The organism is Buttiauxella agrestis ATCC 33320 (assembly GCF_000735355.1).
GTDB lineage: Bacteria > Pseudomonadota > Gammaproteobacteria > Enterobacterales > Enterobacteriaceae > Buttiauxella > Buttiauxella agrestis.
On sequence record NZ_JMPI01000014.1, the window covers coordinates 1 to 24342 of the forward strand.

23 protein-coding genes are annotated in these 24342 nt (G+C 49.5%); 11 read left to right on the forward strand and 12 right to left on the reverse strand.

Going from position 1 to position 24342, the window contains the following annotated elements; all coding sequences use genetic code 11:
* Nucleotides 1-25 precede the first annotated feature (25 nt).
* Nucleotides 26-853, reverse strand: a complete 828-nt coding sequence (dkgA, locus tag GBAG_RS02655) for a 2,5-didehydrogluconate reductase DkgA (protein WP_034493288.1) — start codon at nucleotides 851-853, stop codon at nucleotides 26-28.
* 106 nt (nucleotides 854-959) lie between these two features.
* A complete protein-coding gene (gene yqhD / locus GBAG_RS02660) occupies nucleotides 960-2123 on the reverse strand; it encodes an alcohol dehydrogenase (RefSeq protein WP_034493290.1) in 1164 nt (387 codons plus the stop codon).
* Nucleotides 2124-2315: 192 nt separating this feature from the next.
* On the opposite strand from yqhD, the gene GBAG_RS02665 reads away from it, so the two are divergent.
* Nucleotides 2316-3206, forward strand: coding sequence for an AraC family transcriptional regulator (locus GBAG_RS02665; RefSeq protein ID WP_034493291.1), 891 nt, complete (start codon nucleotides 2316-2318; stop codon nucleotides 3204-3206).
* Nucleotides 3207-3244: 38 nt separating this feature from the next.
* On the opposite strand, the gene GBAG_RS02670 is transcribed toward GBAG_RS02665, so the two are convergent.
* The 3 genes from GBAG_RS02670 to metC form a co-directional block, all read right to left on the reverse strand.
* Entirely contained in the window at nucleotides 3245-5848 is a 2604-nt protein-coding gene (locus GBAG_RS02670) for a hypothetical protein (protein WP_034493294.1), read from the reverse strand.
* Nucleotides 5849-6083: 235 nt separating this feature from the next.
* Nucleotides 6084-6743 carry a DedA family protein gene (locus tag GBAG_RS02675; RefSeq protein WP_034493296.1) on the reverse strand — a complete coding sequence of 220 codons (660 nt, stop codon included), beginning with the start codon at nucleotides 6741-6743 and terminating at the stop codon, nucleotides 6084-6086.
* Nucleotides 6744-6953: 210 nt separating this feature from the next.
* Nucleotides 6954-8168, reverse strand: coding sequence for a cystathionine beta-lyase (gene metC, locus GBAG_RS02680; RefSeq protein ID WP_081908369.1), 1215 nt, complete (start codon nucleotides 8166-8168; stop codon nucleotides 6954-6956).
* Nucleotides 8169-8332: 164 nt separating this feature from the next.
* Between metC and exbB the strand changes: the two genes are divergently transcribed.
* Together exbB and exbD are read left to right on the forward strand one after the other, a co-directional pair.
* The gene (exbB, locus tag GBAG_RS02685) at nucleotides 8333-9067 is read left to right on the forward strand and encodes a tol-pal system-associated acyl-CoA thioesterase (protein WP_034493297.1); all 735 of its coding nucleotides are present in this window, start codon (nucleotides 8333-8335) and stop codon (nucleotides 9065-9067) included.
* Between the two features lie 4 nt (nucleotides 9068-9071).
* Nucleotides 9072-9503, forward strand: a complete 432-nt coding sequence (gene exbD / locus GBAG_RS02690; protein WP_034493298.1) for a TonB system transport protein ExbD — start codon at nucleotides 9072-9074, stop codon at nucleotides 9501-9503.
* Nucleotides 9504-9615: 112 nt separating this feature from the next.
* On the opposite strand, the gene fucA is transcribed toward exbD, so the two are convergent.
* From fucA to GBAG_RS02715, 5 genes are all read right to left on the reverse strand, one after another.
* Complete coding sequence (gene fucA, locus GBAG_RS02695) at nucleotides 9616-10263, reverse strand: L-fuculose-phosphate aldolase (RefSeq protein WP_034493300.1); 648 nt, start codon at nucleotides 10261-10263, stop codon at nucleotides 9616-9618.
* 38 nt (nucleotides 10264-10301) lie between these two features.
* Entirely contained in the window at nucleotides 10302-11300 is a 999-nt protein-coding gene (locus GBAG_RS02700; protein WP_034493301.1) for a LacI family DNA-binding transcriptional regulator, read from the reverse strand.
* Nucleotides 11301-11427: 127 nt separating this feature from the next.
* On the reverse strand, nucleotides 11428-12378 hold the full coding sequence (locus GBAG_RS02705; RefSeq protein ID WP_034493302.1) for an ABC transporter substrate-binding protein: 951 nt from the start codon (nucleotides 12376-12378) through the stop codon (nucleotides 11428-11430).
* Between the two features lie 64 nt (nucleotides 12379-12442).
* Nucleotides 12443-13426, reverse strand: coding sequence for an ABC transporter permease (locus GBAG_RS02710; protein ID WP_034493304.1), 984 nt, complete (start codon nucleotides 13424-13426; stop codon nucleotides 12443-12445).
* A 3-nt stretch (nucleotides 13427-13429) separates the two neighbouring features.
* Nucleotides 13430-14929: a sugar ABC transporter ATP-binding protein gene (locus GBAG_RS02715; protein ID WP_034493305.1), complete on the reverse strand. Its 1500-nt coding sequence runs from the start codon at nucleotides 14927-14929 to the stop codon at nucleotides 13430-13432.
* Between the two features lie 498 nt (nucleotides 14930-15427).
* Between GBAG_RS02715 and fucI the strand changes: the two genes are divergently transcribed.
* The 4 genes from fucI to fucR are packed head-to-tail and all read left to right on the forward strand — an operon-like array spanning nucleotide 15428 to nucleotide 19884.
* Complete coding sequence (fucI, locus tag GBAG_RS02720; RefSeq protein ID WP_034493307.1) at nucleotides 15428-17206, forward strand: L-fucose isomerase; 1779 nt, start codon at nucleotides 15428-15430, stop codon at nucleotides 17204-17206.
* 54 nt (nucleotides 17207-17260) lie between these two features.
* Nucleotides 17261-18706: an L-fuculokinase gene (fucK, locus tag GBAG_RS02725; RefSeq protein ID WP_034493308.1), complete on the forward strand. Its 1446-nt coding sequence runs from the start codon at nucleotides 17261-17263 to the stop codon at nucleotides 18704-18706.
* 1 nt (nucleotide 18707) lies between these two features.
* Entirely contained in the window at nucleotides 18708-19130 is a 423-nt protein-coding gene (gene fucU / locus GBAG_RS02730) for an L-fucose mutarotase (protein ID WP_034493309.1), read from the forward strand.
* A 28-nt stretch (nucleotides 19131-19158) separates the two neighbouring features.
* Nucleotides 19159-19884 (forward strand): L-fucose operon activator, encoded by a 726-nt coding sequence (fucR, locus tag GBAG_RS02735; RefSeq protein ID WP_034493310.1) that lies wholly within the window; start codon nucleotides 19159-19161, stop codon nucleotides 19882-19884.
* A gap of 20 nt (nucleotides 19885-19904) precedes the next feature.
* Here the strand turns inward: fucR and GBAG_RS02740 are convergent, their stop codons facing one another.
* Nucleotides 19905-20291: a hypothetical protein gene (locus GBAG_RS02740; RefSeq protein WP_051873622.1), complete on the reverse strand. Its 387-nt coding sequence runs from the start codon at nucleotides 20289-20291 to the stop codon at nucleotides 19905-19907.
* 5 nt (nucleotides 20292-20296) lie between these two features.
* A complete protein-coding gene (locus tag GBAG_RS02745) occupies nucleotides 20297-20698 on the reverse strand; it encodes a hypothetical protein (protein WP_034493312.1) in 402 nt (133 codons plus the stop codon).
* A 102-nt stretch (nucleotides 20699-20800) separates the two neighbouring features.
* Between GBAG_RS02745 and GBAG_RS02750 the strand changes: the two genes are divergently transcribed.
* The 4 genes from GBAG_RS02750 to GBAG_RS02765 all read left to right on the forward strand — a co-directional run bounded on the left by GBAG_RS02750 (nucleotide 20801) and on the right by GBAG_RS02765 (nucleotide 24341).
* On the forward strand, nucleotides 20801-21304 hold the full coding sequence (locus GBAG_RS02750; protein WP_034493313.1) for an ESA_00282 family adhesion-associated protein: 504 nt from the start codon (nucleotides 20801-20803) through the stop codon (nucleotides 21302-21304).
* A 200-nt stretch (nucleotides 21305-21504) separates the two neighbouring features.
* Nucleotides 21505-22083 (forward strand): NlpC/P60 family protein, encoded by a 579-nt coding sequence (locus GBAG_RS02755; RefSeq protein ID WP_034493315.1) that lies wholly within the window; start codon nucleotides 21505-21507, stop codon nucleotides 22081-22083.
* A gap of 158 nt (nucleotides 22084-22241) precedes the next feature.
* Nucleotides 22242-22787: an OmpH family outer membrane protein gene (locus tag GBAG_RS02760; RefSeq protein ID WP_156104848.1), complete on the forward strand. Its 546-nt coding sequence runs from the start codon at nucleotides 22242-22244 to the stop codon at nucleotides 22785-22787.
* Nucleotides 22788-22982: 195 nt separating this feature from the next.
* Nucleotides 22983-24341, forward strand: coding sequence for an 8-oxoguanine deaminase (locus GBAG_RS02765; protein ID WP_034493319.1), 1359 nt, complete (start codon nucleotides 22983-22985; stop codon nucleotides 24339-24341).
* Nucleotide 24342: the final 1 nt, after the last annotated feature.

The window sequence follows — 24342 nt, forward strand, 5'->3', positions numbered from 1 at the left end:
GTCGGGGTGAGGGTTGTTTTAAACCTTAACTACCAAACACATCCGGGTCTGGCCCCAGACGCTTACCTTTATCCAACTTCGCAATTTCGCTCAGTTCGTCTTTATCGAGACGGAAATCAAATACATCAAAGTTCTCAGCGATTCGTGCTGGCGTAACAGACTTCGGAATCACCACCAGGCCGCTATCCAGATGCCAGCGAATGACAATCTGCGCGGGAGTTTTACCATATTTATCCGCAAGATCTCGGATGATTTTCTGGTCAAACACACCTTCGCCACCCTGGGCCAGTGGACTCCAGGATTCAGTCTGAATTTTGTGGGTCGCATTCCAGGAATGAAGCTGGCGTTGTTGCAATAACGGATGCAGCTCAATCTGGTTGATCACGGGTGAAACGCCCGTTTCATCAATCAGACGCTGGAGATGGTTAAGCTGGAAATTACACACGCCAATACTTTTCACCAGTCCCTGTTTTTGCAGCTCAATCATGCCTTTCCAGGCTTCGACATAATGATCTTTGCTGGGAACTGGCCAGTGCATCAGATATAGATCAACGTAATCTAACTGGAGTTTATCGAGGCTATCTTCCAGCGCCTGGCGGGGACGTTGCTGATCGTCATTCCAGAGCTTGGTGGTGATGAACAATTCTTCTCGCGGGACACCGGCATGTTTTAGCGCATTGCCTACACCGTCTTCGTTCTTGTACGCCGCCGCGGTATCAATGGAGCGATAGCCGACTTCCAGCGCTTTTTCGATTGCTATCAGAACCTGATCGTTGCTGGCTTGCCAGACACCGAGGCCCAGTTGCGGCATTACGTTCCCGTCCTGGAGCTTGATTATGGTTGGATTTCCCATGCATTCCTCCTTAATGAATGATTCACTGGGAGGGGGCTCCCAGTGTAACAATTGCGTTTAAGTCTGGACCAAATCCTCAAAAACGAAAACCAAATGGCTAAATTACTTAGCGGGCAGCTTCGTAAATGCGACGGCTGACATCCAGAGTAATGTCCTGGCGCTCGCCCAATTTGGTCATGCCTTTTTCTTCCAGTTTTACAAGCAATGCCGGGATGGTACTGCCGTCCAGACCGTATGCAGACAGGCGGGTTGGAGCACCCATTTGCTCGAAGAAATTGCGTGTTGCGGCAATTGCAGCATCAATACGTTCTTCTTCAGAACCTTCAGTGATATTCCACACGCGCTCAGCGTATTGCAGCAGTTTGCCGCGTTTTTCATTACGCTTTTCATTCAACAGAGAAGGCAGAACCACCGCCAGAGTCTGCGCATGATCCAGACCGTGCATTGCGGTCAGTTCGTGACCCAGCATGTGCGTCGCCCAGTCCTGCGGCACACCAGCACCAATCAAGCCGTTCAGCGCCATGGTCGCCGCCCACATGACATTGGCACGAACGTCATAATTCTCTGGCTCTTTGAGTGCAATTGGGCCGTCTTCAACCAGCGTGAGCAGAATACCTTCGGCAAAACGGTCTTGTACTTTGGCATTCACCGGGTAAGTGATGTATTGCTCAACAGTGTGAACAAACGCATCAACTACCCCATTCGCAACCTGACGCGGTGGCAGGGTGTAGGTGTAAACCGGGTCAAGCACCGCAAACACAGGCTGTACGTGTTCAGACATAAACGCCTGTTTGTCACCGGTTGCGCGGCGGGAAACTACCGCACCTTTGTTTGATTCAGAACCGGTAGCAGGCAGGGTCAGAACAGAACCCATTGGAATCGCGCTTTTCACGTCATTACCGTGCGTCAGCAAAATATTCCACGGGTCGATATCAGCCGGGTAGTTAGCCGCAGCAGCAATGAATTTTGTACCGTCCAGCACAGAACCGCCGCCGACCGCTAACAGGAAAGTGACTTTCTGCTGGCGAACAACCTCGACGGCTTTCATCAGCGTTTCATAAGTTGGGTTTGGCTCAATGCCGCTGAACTCCAGCACATCAAGGCCTTCAAGTGCGGCGTAAACCTGGTCCAGCACGCCGTTTTTCTTCACGCTGCCGCCGCCGTAAGTAATCAGTACGCGAGCATCAGCTGGAATTTGTGCGCGCAGTTCGGAGATAGCGCCTTTACCAAACAGGATGCGGGTTGGAGTATGTAGGTTGAAATTGTTCATTATGGGTTCCTGTGGTGTGGATAACGAGGGACATTGCTTAACTCATTTGATGGTAGCCATTGTCGGCTTCGAGTGGTTATCTCTCAATGCTTATTCCTGCCTTTGTCTTGCCTATTTCTACTGGTAGCTGGAGAAATAGAAAATTTAGTAGCACACTGACAAGGTCACAAAAGCCCTGTTGAGATGAAAAAGATGAAGCGGAAAGCGATTTGCCAGCAATTAGCGAATAAAATTAATTGTTTGATTGAAAAAGAAAATAGTGGCTTGTGTTCAGTGCCAAATGTCACATTGCTCTATGGCACTAAGCCTTATGCCCGCACGCCGGTAATGTATGAGCCGGGGATCATTATTCTCTTTTCAGGCCAAAAAACGGGTTATTTGAACGATCGCGTTTTCCGCTACGACGCCAACGAATATCTGCTGCTGACGGTGCCATTGCCTTTTGAATGTGAAACCTTTGCCACGCCTGAAACACCCTTGGCTGGGGTGCGCATTAACATTGATATTTTGCAGCTTCAGGATTTACTGATGGACATAGGCGAAGATGATTTATCGCATCCGCAAACCAGTTCAACCGGGATTAACTCCGCGGAGCTTTCAGAAGAAATACTTTGTGCCGCCGAACGTTTACTGGACGTGCTGGAACACCCGCTTGATGCGCGTATTTTGGGTAAACAGATAATCCGCGAAATCCTCTACCACATTTTGATCGGGCCGTGCGGCGGCGCGCTACTGGCGCTGGTCAGCCGCCAAACGCATTTCAGCCTGATTAGCCGTGTGCTCAGACGCATCGAAACGCAATACACCGAAAACCTTTCTGTGGACCAACTGGCCGCCGAAGCGAACATGAGTGTGTCAGCGTTCCACCATAACTTTAAGTCGGTCACCAGCACTTCGCCGCTGCAATATCTTAAGAGTTATCGACTGCACAAAGCGCGGATGCTGATTTTGCACGACGGCATGAAAGCCAGCACTGCGGCGATTCGTGTTGGCTATGAAAGTGCCTCGCAGTTTAGCCGCGAGTTTAAGCGCTATTTTGGCGTGACACCGGGGGAAGATGCGGCGCGTATGCGAGTGATATAAAAAAAGTGCCCCTGAATCAGGGGCACCGAGTGAACGTGTTAGCTTTTAAATTTAACCGGATTGTCTCGATACGCTTTGAGTTTTGCACGCATCCATTTACTGCTATCCATGTTTACCGCGCTGACCGCGCCTGTTGTCGCACCGCCGCCTACCTGCACATGGAAAATGCCGCGCGAAGGGAAGTCCAGATACTTCGGCGTCGTCACATCCCACGGGTGGCGGTTGAACAACTCCCTCGGATTACGCCCCATCATTCCGGCATGAACGCTGGGAAACTCAATATTCAGCAGCGTTTCATTTATTGCATCCACCGAGTTGCCGATTTCTGCATGGCCCATCAGATAGCTGCCGCCGGTGCCCCAAAATTCAGTGGCGACATTGTTAACCTGTTCGGATTTTGTCGCCAGGCGGCTGGCCGGGATCTGCCATGGCAGTACCGGCTGGCGCAAATGACGGCTTAACGATGCGCAGTAATCAAAGGTGCGATCCCATTCGTACGGCGAGTAACAGTAGCCGTTCATATAGGCGCGAAGCGTAAAGTCGTCGGCTTCATAGCGGTCGACCGCCATAAAATCGGCACCTTTAGCCACGATGTTTTTGCCTTTCGCATCGGTATAGGCGGTTTCTTCAAACACGCCAACCAGCAGCGCATATTCCGCCGTTAATTTACCCGCAAGCTCCGGACTGATGGTCATTTTCTTTTTCTGACCGTCGACAGGGTCGAACACATCGTCATAGCTGAAATCGTTATAAACCCATTGCGAACCGCCGATGCTCCACAGATTAACCTGCCAGCCGAGCACGACATCCGGGGCGACAACGCGCACCAGCCAGTTTACCCCTTTGATATACCCTTTGAGCGTGTCGGTGATCCCTGCGGGGATCGCCACATTCACACCGTGATGAGCGAGCGCTTCACCCAGCGGTTTGCGTACCGGAATGGCGTAGTCCGGCGTAAAACCATATTTCTGACATTCACCGAGATAATCCGGGTTAACGATAAAACCGGCAGGCACCGGATGGCTGGCGTCTTTGGCTTCCTGCGCCATTTTCAGAGCCTGGATAAAGTTAGCGAAGCTAAATTTATGGCGTACCGGATCGCCGATGATATTCGGCACATCGCCTAACGACAGGTTACAGGTGTAAGAAACCATCACTGGTAATACCGAATCGTTAAGTTTGGCGGAAACGTCGCGGGCCATTTCAATGATTTTGGCCGTCGGTTCTTTGGCCGGATCGAGGAAACCGCCTGCGTCACCCATGCCGTCATCGCCGGAATATTTGAACAGCGACGCCACGCGCGCTTCGGCGAAATCGTTAACGTTGGTCGGCGACATATCTGCACATGCCCCGAAACTGAGGAATTCCGGGAAACCTTTAACGTGCAAGTTTGCCCCTTCGGTGATTGCCACGGACAGTTGCGCTGGGGTGTTGCTTTTTACCGTGAAGGGATTAGGGCCTACGTCGACATAATGCAGCACACCACCATCAATAAAGGTGCTGGATTCAACGGTATAGGTGCCGGGAGCAACCTTAATCGCTTGTTCTAAATTTCCTTGCTGAGCTGGCAGGTTCTCAAAACGATATTCGCGCGGCGGCGTCGCGCCGTCTTTCAAATGCAGGCTGAACGTGGTGCCAGCGGCTTTTGCAGCCGTGACTTTTACCGTCACTTTCGCGGCGTTGGCTGGCGTATCGGCGTTTTGATGAACCTGCCCCTGCCTGAATACCAGGTCGTGATACTGGCCGTTGAGATCGCCTGTGAAGCTGTCGAAGGTGTAATGAATATTGTTCAGTCGGCGTTCGGCAATGCTCAGAATGAATTTGCCGCTGGCGGGCAGCTGATCCAGGCGCTGCTGTTCGCCGGAGCGTAATTCGCCGCTTCCTTCTTCAACACCATTTTCCTGATAAACAAGGTGGAAACTTTCGTTGTGCAGGGCGGGAATGCTATCCACATCGAGAGCAATATCGATGGTGGTGCTGCGTTCTGCCTTGCCGAAAGTGATGTTGAGCGTGGTGGTCTTACCCTGGGCGATCGTCAACTCGGAAGCGCTTAACTGCGCCGGTGCGCGAAGGGTGCCGTCGGCTTTTTTCAGGTCGGCGACTGAAGCCTGATAGTTACCGGCTGCGATATTGTAGGTGGCCGTGCCGAATTTCAGCGTTAAGTGTTCGGTTTTTTCACCGCGAACCAGGTTTAATTCTACTGTTTCATTTTCAAGCCCGGCGGGAGGTGTGGCGCATTTGACCGTCAACTGCCCACTCACGTTCGGATCTTCATCCGCTGCGATAGTAAAAGTATCGCTCAACGTCGACCAGGCGGGGGTGGAATCAGAGGAAGCATTAATGCCCAAATGAATATTATTAATGATATTGCCGATATGGCTTCCATCGGCAGAAGTTATTGTTAGCTTAATATCAAATAATCCACCGCCAATTTCGCTTGCTTCAATTTTGGTATTGAAAGCAAGCCACGGGTCGGAAGAAATATTAATGTCGCCTTCGGTTATTTTGCCTGGGGCAGTAAATGTCACTACGAGTTTTTCTTTAATATCAATGCTGTTTCCGGGTTTGGCTTTGAAGCCACTGATGTCAGCGGTCGGATACCATGTGTCGTCGCTAATATTAAGTGTGAAATCTAATTGCATTATATTTCTCCATTAAGACGAATAGCTAAATAATCAGGTTGGGGTGCCTTTTTATTTATAAGTCATCAGGAAGATCAGTTCTTTCGTCTGAATGGGGAAAAGAGGATTTGTGATTGATTATGAGATTTAACTATATCCATAACATGGATAATTTATGGTGAGGGATAAAGATGAGAGGGTATTCATGAATGGCGTTGGCCGGGAAAACGTCATGTTATCCCGACCGACTCAAAAGTTAAGCAGGATTAAATTTTTTCCTGATAACCACAAACAGTGTCCCCACCAGGCCTGCAACCAGCAGCACCATCGGGAGAATCATCAGGCAAGTCATAACCTGATCTTCATGGCGTTTAACGAAAGGAATCATGCTGAGGGCGTAACCTAGACTGCTCACGCTGCCGACCCATAATAAGCCGCTCAACCAGTTAAACACCTGGAAACGACGATTGCTGAGGCCGGAAATCCCCGCCATGGTGGGTAAAAGCGTGCGTACAAACGCCAAAAAACGTCCGGCTAACAGAGCGAATAAACCGTGTCTGTCAAACATCACCGTTGCCCGCTGGTGATACTGCGGCGGGAGTTGCTTGAGCCAGCTTTTCACGATTTTGGTATTACCGAGCCAGCGACCTTGCGCGTAGCTCAACCAGCAACCGAGGCTTGCTGCCGCGGTCAAAATAATGATTGTCGGGATAAACCCCATCACGCCTTTCGCGACCAGCGCTCCCGCGAGCAATAGCAGACTGTCGCCTGGCAAAAACGAGGCGGGCAGTAATCCATTTTCGAGAAACAGCGTCGCAAACATGACGCAATAAACCACTCCAACAACATGAGGGTCCGCGAGTGCAGCAAAGTCATGTTGCCAAAGCGCCTGAACGATATTGTGTATAACAGCCATGGCAAATCCTGTGGAACTGCTTTAATGAGCACGCGTGAATCTACAGTATGAAGATTAGGCGCACCTTAGTATTTGAGGCCCCGGTTAAAGGGGCCTTAATCTTGTGGTCATAGTGTAACGCTAAAACCCCTTCGACTTCATGATCGCAGACTCAACAAATCATTTCGAAACGGAAAAAACTGTCTTTTATGGCATCCACTTCTGGCAATTTTAGGCAATACGCTGGAAACCTGCGTCGAGATCGGCAATCAGATCGTCAACATTCTCAAGTCCGATATGCACGCGAACTAAGGTTCCGGTGAAGTCAACTCCGCCTGCCGGGCGGATTTCCGCCAGTTCTTCCGGTTGGTTGGCGAGAATAAGCGATTCATAGCCACCCCAGGAATAAGCCATACTAAAATAGTGGAAATTGTCCAGGTAGTGTTGATACTGGTCATTACTCAAGCGCTTTTTAAGCACAAATGAGAATAAACCGCTGCTGCCTGTAAAGTCTCGTTTCCAGAACTCATGCCCTTTGCTGCCGGGCAGTGCAGGGTGATTGACGCGTTCAACCTGCGGATGTTGCGCCAGCCATTCGGCAACTTTTAAACTGCTTTCATGATGTTGGCGCAGGCGCACCGCCAGGGTACGTAGACCACGACTGGTCATATACGCCGTGTCGGCATCCAGCATCTGCCCCATCAAATATGAATTCTCGCGCAACTGGTCCCAGCAACGTGCGTTCGACACCGCCGTACCCACCATCGCATCGGAATGGCCAATCAGATACTTAGTGCCCGCCTGAATCGAAATATCAATGCCGAAATCCAGTGCCTTAAACAGAATGCCCGCAGCCCAGGTGTTATCAATCATAATAATGGCGTCAGGGGCAACGCGACGAATCGCCTTAACAATCGCTGGAACGTCATGTACTTCCATTGTGATAGAGCCTGGCGATTCCAGAAATACGACTTTAGTATTGGGCTGCACCAGTTCGGCAATGCCTTCGCCAATCATCGGGTCGAACCAGGTGGTGGTGACGCCGAGTTTGGCGAGAATTTTGGTGCAAAAATCCTGGCTAGGTTCGTAAGCGCTACCGGTCATCAGCACATTATCGCCTTGCTCGACGAATGCCAGAATCGCATTGGCAACGGCTGCCGCGCCGCAAGGGTAAAGCGCACAACCCACGCCGCCTTCCAGTTCGCACATCGCTTCTTGTAACGAGAAATGAGTGAGGGTGCCGCGGCGGCCATAAAAAAGCTCGCCTTTTGCGCGGTTAGCCGTCGCCTGTTTTTTCGCTTCTACAGTTTCAAAAACCAACGAGGAAGCGCGTTGAATGACGCTGTTAACCGAACCCTGGGTGAATTTTTTATCGCGCCCGGCATTAACCAGCGCCGTTTCGATGTGCTTCTTCGCAGTCATGTTCACTTTACCCTGTTTAACCATCTGGATGTCTAAACTTAACTTATCATCTTTTTGCTGCGTAAGCGCAAGGAATGCATAGACAATTTCAGGCACTCTTTAAATACTAATGAGAACTACTATCAATTCGATACCGTTTTGATATTATTACGACCAGTTTTTGTATTATTTCGTGGTGGAGAGTAAGAGTGACGAATAATTTGATGCAGACAGACCTCTCTGTCTGGGGCATGTATCAGCATGCCGACATCGTGGTAAAAATTGTGATGATCGGCCTGATTCTGGCTTCTGTCGTCACCTGGGCAATCTTCTTTAGCAAAAGTGTTGAGCTGTCTTCGCAGAAGCGCCGTCTTAAGCGCGAGCAGCAGCAACTGGCTAATGCCCGCTCTCTGGATGAAGCCAGTGAAATGGCTGAAACGTTTGATGCGAGAAGCCTTAGCACCATGCTTATCAATGAAGCGCAAAACGAGCTTGAGCTTTCCGCCGGCAGTGAAGATAACGAAGGCATTAAAGAGCGTACCGGTTTCCGTCTTGAGCGCCGTGTTGCGGCGGCAGGTCGTCACATGGGACGCGGTAACGGCTTCCTTGCGACCATCGGTGCAATTTCCCCGTTCGTCGGTCTGTTTGGTACCGTCTGGGGCATCATGAACAGCTTCATTGGTATTGCTCAGTCGCAAACCACCAACCTGGCGGTCGTCGCGCCGGGTATCGCAGAAGCATTGCTGGCAACGGCTATCGGCCTGGTTGCAGCAATCCCAGCGGTTGTTATTTATAACGTGTTTGCCCGTGTGATTGGCGGCTATAAAGCCTCGTTGGGTGATGTTGCCGCTCAGGTTCTGCTGTTGCAAAGTCGTGACCTGGATTTGGCTGCAAGCTCTCAGTCTCGCCCGGTACGTACAGCTCAGAAACTGCGTGTAGGTTGATCCCATGGCAATGAGTTTTAATGAAAACCACGACGATAACGGCGAAATGCATGATATCAACGTGACGCCGTTTATCGATGTCATGTTGGTGTTGCTGATTATCTTCATGGTGGCAGCGCCGCTTGCGACGGTCGATGTGAAGGTTAACCTTCCCGCGTCTTCAAGCCAGCCGCAGCCGCGCCCTGAAAAACCGATCTATCTCTCCGTCAAAGCGGACAAAACTATGTTTATTGGGAACGATGAAGTCACTCAGGAGAACATGGTTAACACGCTGATGGCGGCGACGGAAGGCAAGAAAGACACCACAATCTTCTTCCGCGCAGACAAATCGGTTGATTACGAAACTATGATGAATGTGATGGATACGCTGCATCAGGCAGGGTATTTGAAGATTGGCTTAGTGGGGCAAGAAGTCACTGCTGCAAAAGCCGGTTAAACAGGTTTTGTCGGATGACGCTATCGCTTATCTGACCTACGAAGAACTTTCTAGCGTCATCCACCTTTAGCATAATTTCCAGCGCCGGTTTTTAGGACGCTGGAAATTATAGTTATTCTTCAATCCGCAAGCCGTAGCTTTTGAACTTCTCAAGAACAATGGCAATTTCTTCATCGGGCAGCACCGGCACCGGGTCGACGATGGCAAGCGTGGTGAGATATAACCGCGCCAGCACTTCCACTTCGTGCGCCAGCCACAATGCTTTTTGCAGGTTTTCTTCGCAGGCAATCAGGCCGTGATGTTGCAGCAACGTGGCTTTGCGATCTCTCATCGCCTCATAAACATGTTCTGAGAGTTTTTTAGTGCCAAACGTGGCGTACGGGGCGCAAGGAATCGTGTTCCCGCCACCGACGGCGATCATGTAATGGATTGCAGGAATCGGGCGGTTGAGAATCGACACCGCCGTGCAATGGACGGCATGGTTATGCACTACGGCGTTGGCATCGGGACGGGCCTGATAAACGGCCTGATGAAAACGCCACTCGCTAGAAGGGATTTTGCCCTCTTCAAACTGGCCGTCGGCATCGACAAACACAATATTGGACTCGGTTAAACGCTCGTAGGGTGTGCCCGTCGGGGTGATTAACATGCCACCCTGATAACGCACGCTAATATTCCCAGCGGTTCCCTGATTTAAACCCAGGCGCGTCATTTCAAGGCAGGTGTCTATTATTTCACGTGCCAGTACATCTCTTTCCATTTCTTTTCTCCATATTCTTTGAACGGTGAAAATAATATTCAGTGATTACTCTCACGCTTGATTAGCACCATATTAACCTTTTCTGTTCGCATTGCCGGTTGCCCGTCAATTGCCAGCTGCATTAATTCAAACGCTTTCTCAGCCCAGGTGTCTTCATCCTGGCGCATGGACCAGACATTATTGGATAAAAACCCTAACATTGGGTGTTCATCGAATGTGCCAATATTGATGTGTTGCGGAATAACGCCACAATGTTCGCGAATCGTTTTTATTGCGCCTTCAAGCATTGGCAATGACGACGCAATAAAGGCTTCAGGTACTCCGACGCGCGCGATAAGGTCTTTCATCAGTTGCGCACCGCCTTCCGGCGTATTGTCCTGCGCCTCTGCAACCCAGTGTTCTGCACTTAATTCGTTTTGCCTGAGCGCATCAAGATACCCTTGCAAACGGTCGTGAATACTGGGCAGCGCGGTGTCGCCCACCAAAAACCACAGCGGCTTTTTCCCGGCCTCAAGCATGGACTGAGTGAGCGTTACACCACCGGCAAAGTTATCACTCTCAACCAGCGCGTTATCGGTAAATTTGAAATCACGGTCGAGTAATACCAGTGGTTTTTGTACCTGGCGTAAATGGTGCTGTTGATTCTCAAGCGTCGAAGGGGCAATAAACAGACCGTCGACATTACGCGCAATAAGCGCTTTCACCAGTTTGTTCTCATAATCAACATCGTTATAAGTACAGCTGATCATTAATTGAAAGCCAGATTTACGACAGCGTAATTCTAATTTTTCAGCGAGTGTGGCAAAAAATACGTTGGAGATGCAGGGAATAATTAATCCCAGGGTGTCAGTTTTATTTAACTTCAGACTGCGGGCTGAATGGTTAATAGTGTAACCGTAACGTTCTACATGCTCATTAATGCGGGTCTGGGTTTTCTGACTGATTCGATATTGTTCTGCTTTACCGCTTAATACCAGTCTCACTGTCGTGACCGACAAACTGAGATCCGTTGCGATTTGTTCTACCGTCTTCGGCATGTCCGTTTTCCCCAGTCCGTTATCAAAAAATAGCCGCCATTATAAATCCAAAACTTCAAACACCTACCGCAGTTTGTCATTCTCACCGGACAGCCCCCTTACGTTGGCGCAAAGGGGGGCGTTGGGTTTACTTCTTACCAAACGGATGCAGCAGCTTATCTACTGCCGGATCGTTAATGTTCTTCATGCTGACAAATTTGACCGGGATATCAATCACTTTGGCGACGGCTTTACCATTGATTGCATCATTCAGCGCTTTAATACCCTGATAACCAATCTGATACGCATCCTGCACCACAAAGCCTTGCAGCACGCCCGATTTCAGGAAGCCGATAATCGCTTCGGTGCTGTCGAAGCCAATGACTTTCACTTTGCCTTTAATGCCAAGGCTATCAATGGCGTTGGCAACACCCAGCGTTGAGCCTTCGTTGGTGGCGTAGATCCCTACTAAATCTGGATTTGCCTGAACCATATCGGTGGTTTTATCCATCGCTTTTTGCGGATCGCCATCGCTGTATTGCACCGGCAGCACGGTAATCTGCGGGTACTTCTCTTTCATCTGTTTGGTGAAACCTTCAGAGCGTTCGATGGCGGAGCTGGTTCCGGCAACGTGTGCAATCACCCCCACTTTACCTTTACCGCCTACCTCTGCGGCCAGCGCGTCGGCGGCTTCAGCACCTGCTTTGACGTTGTTAGTGGCAACGAAGCTGGCAGGAATATCTGAATTTACGCCGGAGTCGAAGGTAACGATTTTAATCCCACGGCTGTTGGCGGTTTCAACCAGCGGCGTCAGGGCGTTAGCGTCGAGCGCTGCCAGCAAAATACCATCAGGTTTTTTCGCCATGGTGTTTTCAATAAGCTGAATTTGTTCAGCAATTTGGGTTTCATCTGCCGGGCCAACAAAACTGGTTTCGACGCCTAAATCTTTCGCAGCCGCGACAGTACCCATTTTTACCGTCTGGAAGAATTCATGCTGGTAGCCCTTACTCACCACCGGCAGCGTTAATGTCTTTGCGTAGGCGGTGCTGACCATCAGTGCAGCAAGGGACAGTGCACCTAAAATATGTTTAGTTTTCATCTCACTAGCTCCGTTATGTTCGGGTTTTATGTAGGGTAAAAACGTTCTATTTATAAACAGACTGCTAACGCATTTTCTTGCGTAATGTATCGAGATAAACCGCAGCGATGACCACAATACCCATCGCAACCATCTGCCAGAATTGAGATACCCCCATCAGGTTGAGGCCGTTTTTCAGCACGCTCATAATGAATGCGCCAATAATGGTGCCGCCGATTGTGCCAACGCCGCCCATCAGGCTGGTGCCGCCAATTACCACTGCGGCAATGGCTTCGAGTTCGTAGCCCACGCCCACGGTGGGCTGGCCAGAATTAAGACGTGACGCGAGGATCACCCCGGCGATGCCGGTTAACAGGCCGCAGAAGGCGTAGACAAAGATTTTGACGCGCTGAACCTTAATACCTGAAAGATGTGCCGCCACTTCGTTGCTGCCCACGGCGTAGACATAGCGTCCAATCACCGTTTTTTTCAGGATCCACGCGGCGACCAGCGCAATGATCAGCAGGTAAAAGACCGGGTAGGGCAGCACATCGAACAGGCGGCCCTGAGCCAGCATTTTAAACATCGGGTAATCAGAGAAATAAATTGCGCGCCCGTCGGTCATTACCATGTTGATGCCGCGCACTGACATCATCAGGCCGAGTGTGGCAATGAACGGTGGAATAGTGGCACGCGTGACCAGGAAACCATTAATACAGCCGCATAAGCCGCCCGCGAGCATTCCGGCAACCACACAAACAATCAGCGGCATGCTGTAAGAGGCACACAGCCCGACCACCACGCCGGAAAACGCCACTACGGAACCTAACGACAAGTCGATACCCGAGGTGATAATGACGTAAGTCACGCCTATTGCCATGATGCCAATCACCGACGTTTGCAGCGCAATCGTCATGATATTTTCAGTGTTAAAAAAGAAGGGTGAACTGAAGCTAAAAAATATCACCAGCAAAACCAGGCTGAATAAGGGCGCGAGGCGCATCAGAAGTGCTTTATTCAAACGGCGCGCTTTTACCGGTTGGTTTGTGGGCGTTAATGAATCGGTCATTATTCAGTCCTCTAACGTCGCATATTTCATAATGGATTCCTGAGAGGCGTTGGCTTGGTTTAGCTCACCTGCTATGTGGCCGCTACGCATCACTAATATGCGATCGCACATGCCAAGAATTTCGGGCAATTCAGATGAAATCATGATGATGGATTTCCCTTTAGCGACCAGGCGATTCATCAATTCATAAATTTCCAGCTTTGCTCCTACATCAATACCCCGGGTTGGCTCATCAAAAATTAAAATGTCGGTATCTTTGCAGACCCAGCGGGCGATAATTATTTTCTGTTGATTACCACCGCTAAGATTAAGGGCTGCTTGTTGTAAGTGAGGTGTTTTAATACGTAATGCATTCACTAATTTCTGGCTTGTTTCTTCACACTGTTTCTCTTTTACGATGCCAAACTTATCTGAATACTCAGGGAAGTTTCCTAGCATAATATTGAGTTCGACCGATAATCCTAACGCCAGGCCTTCTTTTTTACGGTCTTCGGTTAAATAGCCAATGCCTTTCTCGATGGCCTGATGTACATCACCTATTTTGGTTAATTCACCATTAAGCCATATTTCGCCACTATCAATCGGGTCCGCACCAAATAATGCGCGCGCAAGCTCAGTTCGCCCGGCCCCCATTAAACCTGAAAGACCTAATACTTCACCCTGATGAAGGCTGAAATTAATATCGTGGAGCACGCCTTTACGCTGAAGGTTTTTAACTTCCAGAACTTTTTTATCCGCGGTAAATGGCGGGCGACGGGGGTAAATATCGCCAAGTTTACGGCCAACCATTTTGGTAATCAGGTCGCTGATTTGCACCGTTTCATAATCCACAGTATCTATGTATTGCCCGTCACGCATCACGGTAGCGCGGTCAGCGATGAGCGCCAGTTCTTCCAGGCGATGCGAGATGTAAACCACGCCAGTGCCTTGTTCTTTGAGCAAACGCGTGACCCGAAACAGGCTATCAATCTCGCTTTCAGTGAGTGCCGCCGTCGGTTCATCCATCACCAGAACTTTGGCATTGACGGAAATGGCCTTGGCGATTTCGACCATCTGTTGCTGTGCAACCGTTAAATCAGAAACGCGTGTTTCGGGTTTAATTTTAAGATTAAGTTTTGCCAGGATTTCCTTTACGGACGCCCGTTGGGCAGGGACATCGAGTCGCCAGCGATTGTTTTTACAAAACTCACGACCAATATAAATATTCTCTTCAACGGTCAGGTCCGGGAATAAATTAAATTCCTGATGAATGATAGTGATACCTAATTTTTGCGCATCAAGAGGGCTATCGAATTTGACCTTATTCCCCTCGAAAATGATTTCACCCTCGTCCGGACGATATACGCCGGAGAGAATTTTCATGAGTGTTGATTTTCCCGCACCATTTTCCCCAAGCAAAGCATGGACTTCGCCACGGCGTAAATTGAAACTGACATTGCTCAGCGCCAGAACCCCGGGAAATCGTTTAGTTATATTATTCATTTGCAAAAAATGGTCTGACATGGCGCTTTCCCTTGAATTGATCAGGTGTTCGCAGTCGGTAATTAACGGGAAAGACAGATACGTGAGAGAGTTATTTTCCCGGGGCTAGGTTATTGTGCATGACCCACACGCCGGTTTCCTCTGTGTATAAAACCCGTTGAATATTCAAATTCGCTAACTCGAGTTAGCATTTCCGTTTTAAAGCTATTCAAACTCGGCGGTTCCGACAAATTATTTGCTATCAAATTGTGACGCAGCTCTGTGTTGATGATGCATCTATATGAAAATAGTAAAGTTATTTATTACTCGAAAAATCCATTATTTTTAACATTTCTCCTGAACGCTAAAACTCGTGAAAAACATCACACTTCAAAGATAATTATATTGTCGATTTTAATCTTCGGTATCTATGCTAATTCGAGTTAGCAATTTTCACTTTTTACACTATTCACATTTTTCGGTGTGTTTAAGTGCCTTTATCTCGTTCACAAAAAACAGATTTTCAACATGAGGTTTCTTATGAACCATATTAATTCCTTACCCAAAATAGGCATCCGCCCGGTTATTGATGGCCGCAGAATGGGCGTGCGCGAATCACTTGAAGAACAAACCATGAATATGGCGAAGGCCACGGCGCAACTGCTTAGTGAGCAATTACGTCATGCCTGCGGCACAACCGTTGAATGTGTGATTGCTGATACCACGATTGCCGGAATGGCAGAGTCCGCCGCCTGCGAAGAAAAATTTAGTTGCCTGAATGTCGGGCTGACCATCACAGTAACGCCATGCTGGTGCTACGGCAGCGAAACCATTGATATGGACCCGATGCGCCCGAAAGCTATTTGGGGATTTAACGGCACCGAGCGTCCTGGCGCGGTTTATCTGGCCGCAGCGCTGGCCGCGCATAATCAAAAAGGGCTGCCCGCGTTTTCAATCTACGGCCATGACGTGCAGGAAGCGGACGACACGTCTATTCCCGCAGATGTGCAGGAAAAACTGTTGCGCTTTGCGCGTGCGGGCCTTGCCGTAGCCAGTATGAAAGGCAAAAGTTATTTGTCGGTGGGTGGCGTTTCGATGGGGATCGCGGGTTCGATTGTTGATCACAACTTCTTTGAATCGTACCTCGGCATGAAAGTACAGGCGGTGGATATGACGGAACTACGCCGTCGCATCGACCATAAAATCTATGATGAACAAGAGCTTGAGTTAGCACTCAGCTGGGCGGATAAAAACTTTAAATACGGCGAAGATAAAAACGCTGAGAAGTACCACCGCACAGAGCAGGAAAACCACGCAATCCTGCGTGAAAGTTTGCTGATGGCGATGTGTATCAGAGACATGATGAAGGGCAACACCAGGCTTGCCGAGAAGGGGCGCGTTGAAGAGTCATTGGGTTACAACGCCATCGCCGCAGGTTTCCAGGGACAGCGCCACTGGACGGATCAATACCCGAATGGCGATACCGCAGAAGCATTGCTCAATAGCTCTTTTGACTGGCATGGCGTTCGCCAGCCGTACGTTGTGGCAACTGAAAACGACAGCCTGAATGGGGCCTCGATGTTGTTCGGCCATTTGCTGACGGGCACCGCGCAGGTGTTTGCCGATGTGCGTACTTTCTGGTCGCCGGAAGTCGTCAAACGTGTGACGGGCAAAGCGCTCACCGGGCGGGCTGAACACGGCATTATCCACCTGATTAACTCAGGTTCGGCGGCGCTCGATGGCACCTGCCGTCAGCAAGATGACGCTGGCAATCCCACCATGAAACCGCACTGGCAAATCAGCCAACAAGAAGCCGATGCTTGCCTGGCTGCAACTGAATGGTGCCCTGCGGTGCATGAGTATTTCCGTGGCGGTGGTTTCTCATCGCGCTTCCTGACCCGTGGCGGCGTGCCGTTTACCATGAGCCGCATCAACCTGATCAAAGGCGTTGGCCCGGTGCTACAAATCGCCGAAGGCTGGAGCGTTGATTTGCCGAAAGATGTCCACGACACGCTCGATAAACGCACCGATTCCTCGTGGCCGACGACCTGGTTTGCGCCACGTTTAACCGGCGCAGGGCCGTTCAAAGATGTCTGGTCTGTGATGTCGAACTGGGGCGCGAATCACGGTGTTCTGACCGTCGGTCATGTGGGCGCGGATTTGATTACGCTCGCTTCGATGCTGCGTATTCCTGTGTGTATGCATAACGTTGAGGACGAGGCGATTTATCGCCCATCTGTGTGGGCGGCGCATGGCATGGACAGCGAAGGTCAGGATTATCGCGCCTGTCAGAACTACGGCCCGCTTTATAAACGTTAAACACGCCAGTGCCGCCGCCTTCAAAGTGGCGGCATTGAAAGAGCAGGAGGCGTGATGAAGAAAGAAGCCGTGTTGGTATTAGATTGTGGGGCAACGAATGTGCGGGCCATGGCCGTTGGCCGCGAGGGGCAAATCGTTGCCAAAGCGTCGGTTGCCAATGAAAGCCGGATTTCGGCCGAGAACCCGCACTGGCATGACTGGTCGCTCGACGATATTCTCCAGCGTTTGCAGCAGTGTTCCCGAGAGGTAATGGAGCAACTAAGCGGCTGGGAAATCCGCGGCATAACCGTCACCACTTTTGGTGTGGATGGCGCGTTAACCGATCAACGCGGTGAATTGCTGTACCCGATTATTAGCTGGAAATGCCCGCGCACCGTGGAACATATGGCGGCAATTAACAGCATGATATCGCCGCAGGATTTACAAACGCTGTCGGGTGTTGGCCAATTCAGCTTTAACACCCTCTACAAATTGTTGTGGCTAAAACAGCATCATCCGGCACTTATCGAGCGCGCCGACGCATGGATGTTTATTTCATCTTTAATTAACCAACGTCTGACGGGTGAGTTGACCACTGACCGCACGATGGCGGGCACCAGCCAATTGCTAGATATCCATAACGCTCGATTCAGCGAAGCTATTTTGCAGGCGGTGGGCTTACCTGAGCGGCTATTCCCACGCCAGGTGATTCCTGGAGAAGTCATCGGCATCTTGCTTCCGGAAATAGCATCACACTTTGGGGTATCCCCTGGCATTCCGGTGATTTCTGCGGGTCACGACACGCAGTTTGCGCTGTTCGGTTCAGGGGCCGGACTCTCTGAGCCGGTGCTTTCCTCTGGGACCTGGGAAATCTTAATGGCGCGCAGCCCGATGGTTAATACCACGCTGTTGCCGGGTTATGTCGGTTCAACATGCGAGTTGGACAGCCTGCCGGGTTTATATAATCCAGGCCTACAGTGGCTGGCTTCCGGCGTGCTGGAATGGGTTCGTCATCTTCACTGGCACGATGTTGAGCCTGGGCTGGTTTATCAGCAGATGATCGCGGCTGCGCAAAAGGTTGAACCAGGTTGTGAAGGTCTGCGGATGGATAGCGGGCTAATGGCCCGCCCGTCACATGCGGGCTGGCAGGGCGCAACACTTTCAACAACGCGTGGGCATTTTTATCGTGCCGCTCTGGAAAGTCTGAGCTGGCAGTTACGCAATAATTTGCAGGTTCTGGAATCTATTGGCGGCTTTAAGGCGCAAGAGTTATTGCTGGTAGGGGGTGGCAGCCGCAATACGCTGTGGAACCAGATAAAAGCGGACGTTCTCGGCTTGCCGATTAAAGTGTTGGACGATGCTGAAACCACGGTACTGGGCGCGGCGATGTTTGCCTGGTCCGGTTGTGGCGCATTTAGTTCACCTGAACAGGCGCGAGCGCAGATTGATTACCAATATCGTTATTTTTATCCGGGCGAACAATGCGAGGTTTATCGCAATATTGCTGAAAATGGAGTGTGACATGCTAAAAAATATCTCACCGGTAATTTCCCCAACGCTTTTAAAAGTGCTTGCTGAGATGGGGCATGGAGATGAAATTATCTTCGCCGATGCACATTTTCCCGCGCACAGCATTGGCCCACAGGTAATACGCGCAGATGGTGTGCTGGTAAGCGATTTGCTGGCGGCGGTGATCCCACTTTTTGAACTCGATAGCTATGCGTCGCCGCTGGTGATGATGGCTCCGGTCAGTGGTGATGAACTGGATAGTCGGGTTGAGCAACGTTATCGCCAGGCCCTTTTCAATGAATCTCACGGGCCTGCGATTGAGCGCATAGATCGTTATGCATTTTATGAACGCGCCCAACACGCCTTTGCGATCGTCATCACAGGCGAGCGGGCGAAGTACGGCAACATCTTGTTAAAGAAGGGCGTCACCCCCTAATATCCGGGCATTGCCGGGAGACGCCACCATGAAAACCGAACGCCATCAGGAACTGGTTCAGCTTGTCGAACACTATGACAATCTCACCACGCAACAACTGGCCCACTTGTTAGAGGTGAGCCAGGAAACCGTGCGGCGCGATCTGCGTTTACTGCAAAAGCAGGGGAAAATTGTTCGTCAGCATGGGCGGGCGAAACGTATTAATCGTGGAGCCGATGAAGGTGGTGATCCTTTTGCCGCGCGTCTGAAAAGCCATCTCAATAGCAAAGCCGATATTGCTCATCGCGCGCTGGCCTGGATTGCCCCCGAAATGGTGATTGCGCTGGACGCCAGTTCCACTTGTTGGTATCTGGCACGTTTGCTGCCTGATATTCCACTGACTGTTTTTACCAACAGCGAGCGGGTTTGCCAGGCTCTGGCTAAGCGTGAGCACATTCAACTGATCAGCACCGGCGGATTGCTCCAGCGTAAATATGCTTGCTATATCAATGCGCCACTCGCGGCGCAGCTCAAATCACTGGATATCGATCTGTTCCTTTTTTCCTGCGAAGGCGTGGATAGCAATGGAACGTTATGGGACACGCGGAGCTGGAATGCGGATTACAAAACCGCGCTGCTCAAGCGTTCGGCGCAGTCACTGTTGTTGATCGATAAGAGCAAATTTGATCGTGTCAGTGAGGTGCGGATCGGCGAGCGGGCTGATGTGACTGAAATTATTACCGAAGGCGAGCCGTGTTCGGACGCTTTGCGCTAAGTTGAGCATGCGCCTTAATTTCACAAGTGCGGTGTTTTGTAGTTGTTTTCCAGCAGCGCACGCGTGCGTGAAAGTGTTTGTGCTTCTTCATTTCTCAACTGCTGATAAACCGCTTCGAGACGCCCAAGAATCTGGGTTTTTAACCCCGGGTGGTTCGCGATAATTTCACTGAGTACGGCACCGTAAATCTCTTCTTTCACACGAAAAGGATAAATTTGATGGCGGTTATGCCATTTTTGCTCAACCAATGCGGAGGTGATATTAATTTTCCCCTGCGCAAGACGAGCGATATTGTCATTTTTAATCTGCACCAGCGCGGTAATATTTTCACTTAAGGTAAATTTCTTCGCTTCACTTTCATCTGGTAATGCTGGCTGGGAGATAATTGGGTCTGATGTCTGTGACATTTATTTTAATTTTCCAGTGAATAAAACAGCGGCCAGGTTTTTTCCTGGGTTAACTGATTGATCCAGATCTGCTGCGAATGCTGACTTATCTGCAATTCTTTATCTTCTATCAGCATCTGGAGATCGGCCGGACACACTTTTTCCTGTTCAATTAATTCATTGAGCACGGTTGTGATTGCTTCAATCTTTACTGCACAAAATAATTGGTCTTTTAAATGGCGATTGTTTTCTTCAAGCAATGAGTTCTTCGCCTGTCCCGCATAATCATTTGCATTGAGAATTGTCTTCTCAAGAAGGGAAAAATCATCATTAATATCAGTGGATAAAGTGATTTCTCCTTCCATGAGTGCATCCTCCTCCCTGGGCGGTATCGGAAGTATCGCGGGCACCAGGTTGTTGGGCAGCATTACATTTTCCTTTTATATCAACGGGGTGTTTATCACAATAACAAAGCGTTACGTTGACAATATTTTGCCTCAAAATTACTATAAAAAAAACAGGAGCGTCGAATGTCGAACGTCATTTTCACTATTATTTTATTCTTACTCCCACTGTGTGCGGTATTGGTTCTGATGCGTTCGGCAATACAGCCAAAAGTAAAAACTGTCACACCATCTTCCCCTAAATTAAATTTATCTGAAACTGATGAACGCGAAGATTACTTTGCAAAGTTAATGTTGAAAATTACACCGGAATATTATTGGCGGGTGAGTCACGAATATGTTGATTTTGCCCATGCCACGATAAAACGCATGAGTGTTGATGAACTGAGCGCGAACCCTGTGCTTTTCAGTGCGCAAAGGCGTTGTAGTGATCTGAACTCGGCCATCTATCGCTATTACGACAACCTTCGTAAACGCTGTGCGGAGGGCGAAAAAGTTCCTTTTGCGGATATCGAAGTGCTGAATTTGCGCCAGTGTTTCGATGAGTTCAGCCATGACGCTTATCCCACGCTGGTGGCGTTAGTGTGGCCGCATTATCAGCGTCCGGAGGTCTGTCTCGCGAACGTATGAGTGCTATTTTCAGTTAAGCGAAGCGGGGTATCAGACTGTTTTTTAAATCAAAAATACAAGTCTAGAATTGGACAAAATTCGCGCTGTTTAAATTGTGTTCATCGGCTATTATTTGCTCACCCAAAAGGAATTGCTTATCCCATTATTGAATAATCGGTAATGGCCTGTTCGCCTGTGTTTGTAGATGAAAGATATTTCCTATGCCTCTTTTTAAAAAATTTATTACTCTGTCATTATTTATTGCTCCTTTAATTGTTAGTGCAAATTCCTTTGCTTTTAATATGCCAAAGGAATTTGCATCATTAGGAACAAGGGTGATTGCAACAAAACACCACACACCTAAAAAAGAAGTGTTATTTGAAAAAACAGATTATGCCACCTCTGCATCCTCTAATAGTTCCACAGAAATAAAAACAGCCATATTAGAGCAATTTTCAAACTGGAAAGGAACGCGCTATCACCTGGGTGGAACGACGCATAAAGGCGTGGATTGCTCGGCATTGATGCAACATATTTTTAATGACTCTTTCCATAAATCATTACCCCGCACCACGACACAGCAAATAAAAAATGGTGAGAAAGTCAATAAAGAACAATTAAAACCGGGTGATTTAGTCTTTTTTAAAACTTCTCCAGGTATGCGTCATGTGGGCGTTTATGTGGGTGATAATCAATTCATTCACGCCTCAAGCAGCCAAGGCGTAACAATGTCTTCCCTGGCGAACCGTTATTGGGTTACACATTATGAGACGGCTCGTCGATTAGAAGTTATGGGATAAACATAATTAAGACTTTGTGTCTGTTCTTCGCTGACTATTTTTTATAGTATGTTTGTCAGCTTGCATGTGTATATATTTCTTATGAATGTAATAAGGACATTATATCGCTCGTGATTATAGGTTAGCCCACTTTTATATTTCAGCAGGTTAAATATCAAATGAAACGAAATTTAATTCGCCATGTGGCAGGGACTGTCATGATCGCACTGGTTGCGGGCGCTTTGCTCGTGGGTTGTGATGCAAAACCAGCAGGAGATGCAGAAATGAAGTTTATTAATGTGGAAAAAGTATTAGTTGAATCAGGCCTGGTACAACAGGAACAAGCACATCTTAAAGCCGTTAACGAAAATCTTCATAAAGGCATGCAACTGGCAGAGAATAGCTATGCCAATTTTCCTGCAGAAAAAGTTGAAGCCGCTCGCCAGGCGGATAAGAACGTCATTGCGCAGCAGTGGGAAGTACAACAAAACGCTGCGCGTATTGTGGTGATGAAAGCACTCAAAACGGCCAGTGACACCTATCGTAGTGAGAAGAAAATTGCTGTCATTATGCCGATGCAGGCTGCGGTTTCAGTCGCACCTGAGCTGGATGTGACTGCCGATCTGACTCAAAAGCTAAAAACTGCAAAAGTGGATTTTGGCAAAGTGCCGGAAATCATTCTTAAAACGGCGGAAAATCCTGCTGGAAAAACGGGTTCGAAGTAATCTTTAAAAAATAACAGGCTTTGCTGACACGTTCTGCAAAGCCTTTTTTTTATTCGAAATACGCCATAAGAAAACGCGATGATGGCGCACCATTTTCCTGGTTAGAATCACAAAATTGCCCCGCGCAATGCCTGGATCAGCAGACAGGTCATAACTGAGCTGGCTTCCCTTTATCTTCATTTTCAGGAGCCAGTGATGTCTGCACAACGTTTATGGATCAAAAATCCCCGCGCAGTTTTTACCGCAAATTCGCACGACGCCGCTGGCGGTGTGGTGGTTGAAGGGGTGGTCATTCGTGAATTAGTCCCCGCAGGATGCGAACCTACCCTTTCCTGTGATGCGGTGTTTGATGCCAGCGAACGAGTTCTTTTACCCGGACTGATTAATACTCACCACCACTTCTACCAGACGCTCACCCGAGCCTGGGCTCCGGTCGTTAACGTGCCGTTGTTCCCGTGGCTAAAGCAACTTTATCCTGTCTGGGCACGCCTTGATGCTGAAGCTCTGGCGCTTGCCAGCAAAGTCGCGATGGCGGAGTTACTGCTTTCTGGCTGCACGACCACCACTGACCATCACTATCTTTTCCCACAGGGTATGGAAGAGGCGATTGATGTGCAGGTAGATGTGGTGGGTGAACTGGGAATGCGTGCTGTGTTAACGCGGGGTTCAATGAGCCTGGGCGAGGATGACGGTGGGTTGCCGCCGCGCCATACCGTGCAGCAAGGCGAGACGATTTTACGCGACAGTGAGCGGCTGATTAAACGCTACCATCAGCGCGGAGAAGGGGCGTGGCTGCAAATTGCACTCGCCCCTTGCTCACCGTTTTCGGTGACGAGCGAAATTATGCGTGACAGTGCGCAGCTCGCGCAGCGTGAAGACGTGCGTTTGCATACCCATCTGGCTGAAACGCTTGATGAAGAAAATTTCTGCCTGCAACGCTTTGGCCTACGAACCGTAGATTATCTGGAAAGCGTCGGCTGGCTTAATGACAGAACCTGGCTTGCGCACGGTATCCATTTTGATGAGAGTGAAATTCAGCGCCTGGGGCGTGCGGGAGTGGGCGTTTGCCATTGCCCGGTTTCCAATATGCGCCTCGCATCTGGGATGTGCCCGACGGTGGATTTGCAGAACGCGGGTGTAGCAATTGGTCTGGGGGTTGATGGCTCGGCGTCGAACGATGCATCAAATATCATGTATGAAGCGCGGCAAGCCTTGTATCTGCAACGTTTGCGATACGGGGCGCAAGCCATAACGCCTCAGCGTGTGCTCGGCTGGGCAACGCAAGGCTCGGCGAAACTGATTGGGCGCAGTGATATCGGCGAAATTGCCGTTGGTAAGCAAGCGGATTTGGCGCTGTTTGCGCAAGATGAACTGCGTTTTAGCGGCAGTCATGATCCCATTTCAGCACTGTTGTTATGCGGTGCGGAAAGGGCGGAACATGTGATGATTGGCGGAAAATGGCGTGTCACCGATGGCAATATTGTTGGGCTGGATGTGCCTGAACTTATTTCTCGCCACCGCAAGGCTGCAAAAAAACTCGTCGCGGATATTTAAG

Excerpts from the sequence above, each read along its gene's own strand:
- dkgA (WP_034493288.1), bottom strand. The coding sequence starts at position 853 with ATGGGAAATCCAACCATAATCAAGCTCCAGGACGGGAACGTAATGCCG.
- yqhD (WP_034493290.1), bottom strand. The coding sequence starts at position 2,123 with ATGAACAATTTCAACCTACATACTCCAACCCGCATCCTGTTTGGTAAA.
- GBAG_RS02665 (WP_034493291.1), top strand. The coding sequence starts at position 2,316 with ATGAAGCGGAAAGCGATTTGCCAGCAATTAGCGAATAAAATTAATTGT.
- GBAG_RS02670 (WP_034493294.1), bottom strand. The coding sequence starts at position 5,848 with ATGCAATTAGATTTCACACTTAATATTAGCGACGACACATGGTATCCG.
- GBAG_RS02675 (WP_034493296.1), bottom strand. The coding sequence starts at position 6,743 with ATGGCTGTTATACACAATATCGTTCAGGCGCTTTGGCAACATGACTTT.
- metC (WP_081908369.1), bottom strand. The coding sequence starts at position 8,168 with ATGGTTAAACAGGGTAAAGTGAACATGACTGCGAAGAAGCACATCGAA.
- exbD (WP_034493298.1), top strand. The coding sequence starts at position 9,072 with ATGGCAATGAGTTTTAATGAAAACCACGACGATAACGGCGAAATGCAT.
- fucA (WP_034493300.1), bottom strand. The coding sequence starts at position 10,263 with ATGGAAAGAGATGTACTGGCACGTGAAATAATAGACACCTGCCTTGAA.
- GBAG_RS02700 (WP_034493301.1), bottom strand. The coding sequence starts at position 11,300 with ATGCCGAAGACGGTAGAACAAATCGCAACGGATCTCAGTTTGTCGGTC.
- GBAG_RS02705 (WP_034493302.1), bottom strand. The coding sequence starts at position 12,378 with ATGAAAACTAAACATATTTTAGGTGCACTGTCCCTTGCTGCACTGATG.
- GBAG_RS02710 (WP_034493304.1), bottom strand. The coding sequence starts at position 13,426 with ATGACCGATTCATTAACGCCCACAAACCAACCGGTAAAAGCGCGCCGT.
- GBAG_RS02715 (WP_034493305.1), bottom strand. The coding sequence starts at position 14,929 with ATGTCAGACCATTTTTTGCAAATGAATAATATAACTAAACGATTTCCC.
- fucI (WP_034493307.1), top strand. The coding sequence starts at position 15,428 with ATGAACCATATTAATTCCTTACCCAAAATAGGCATCCGCCCGGTTATT.
- fucK (WP_034493308.1), top strand. The coding sequence starts at position 17,261 with ATGAAGAAAGAAGCCGTGTTGGTATTAGATTGTGGGGCAACGAATGTG.
- fucU (WP_034493309.1), top strand. The coding sequence starts at position 18,708 with ATGCTAAAAAATATCTCACCGGTAATTTCCCCAACGCTTTTAAAAGTG.
- fucR (WP_034493310.1), top strand. The coding sequence starts at position 19,159 with ATGAAAACCGAACGCCATCAGGAACTGGTTCAGCTTGTCGAACACTAT.
- GBAG_RS02740 (WP_051873622.1), bottom strand. The coding sequence starts at position 20,291 with ATGTCACAGACATCAGACCCAATTATCTCCCAGCCAGCATTACCAGAT.
- GBAG_RS02745 (WP_034493312.1), bottom strand. The coding sequence starts at position 20,698 with ATGCTGCCCAACAACCTGGTGCCCGCGATACTTCCGATACCGCCCAGG.
- GBAG_RS02750 (WP_034493313.1), top strand. The coding sequence starts at position 20,801 with ATGTCGAACGTCATTTTCACTATTATTTTATTCTTACTCCCACTGTGT.
- GBAG_RS02755 (WP_034493315.1), top strand. The coding sequence starts at position 21,505 with ATGCCTCTTTTTAAAAAATTTATTACTCTGTCATTATTTATTGCTCCT.
- GBAG_RS02760 (WP_156104848.1), top strand. The coding sequence starts at position 22,242 with ATGAAACGAAATTTAATTCGCCATGTGGCAGGGACTGTCATGATCGCA.
- GBAG_RS02765 (WP_034493319.1), top strand. The coding sequence starts at position 22,983 with ATGTCTGCACAACGTTTATGGATCAAAAATCCCCGCGCAGTTTTTACC.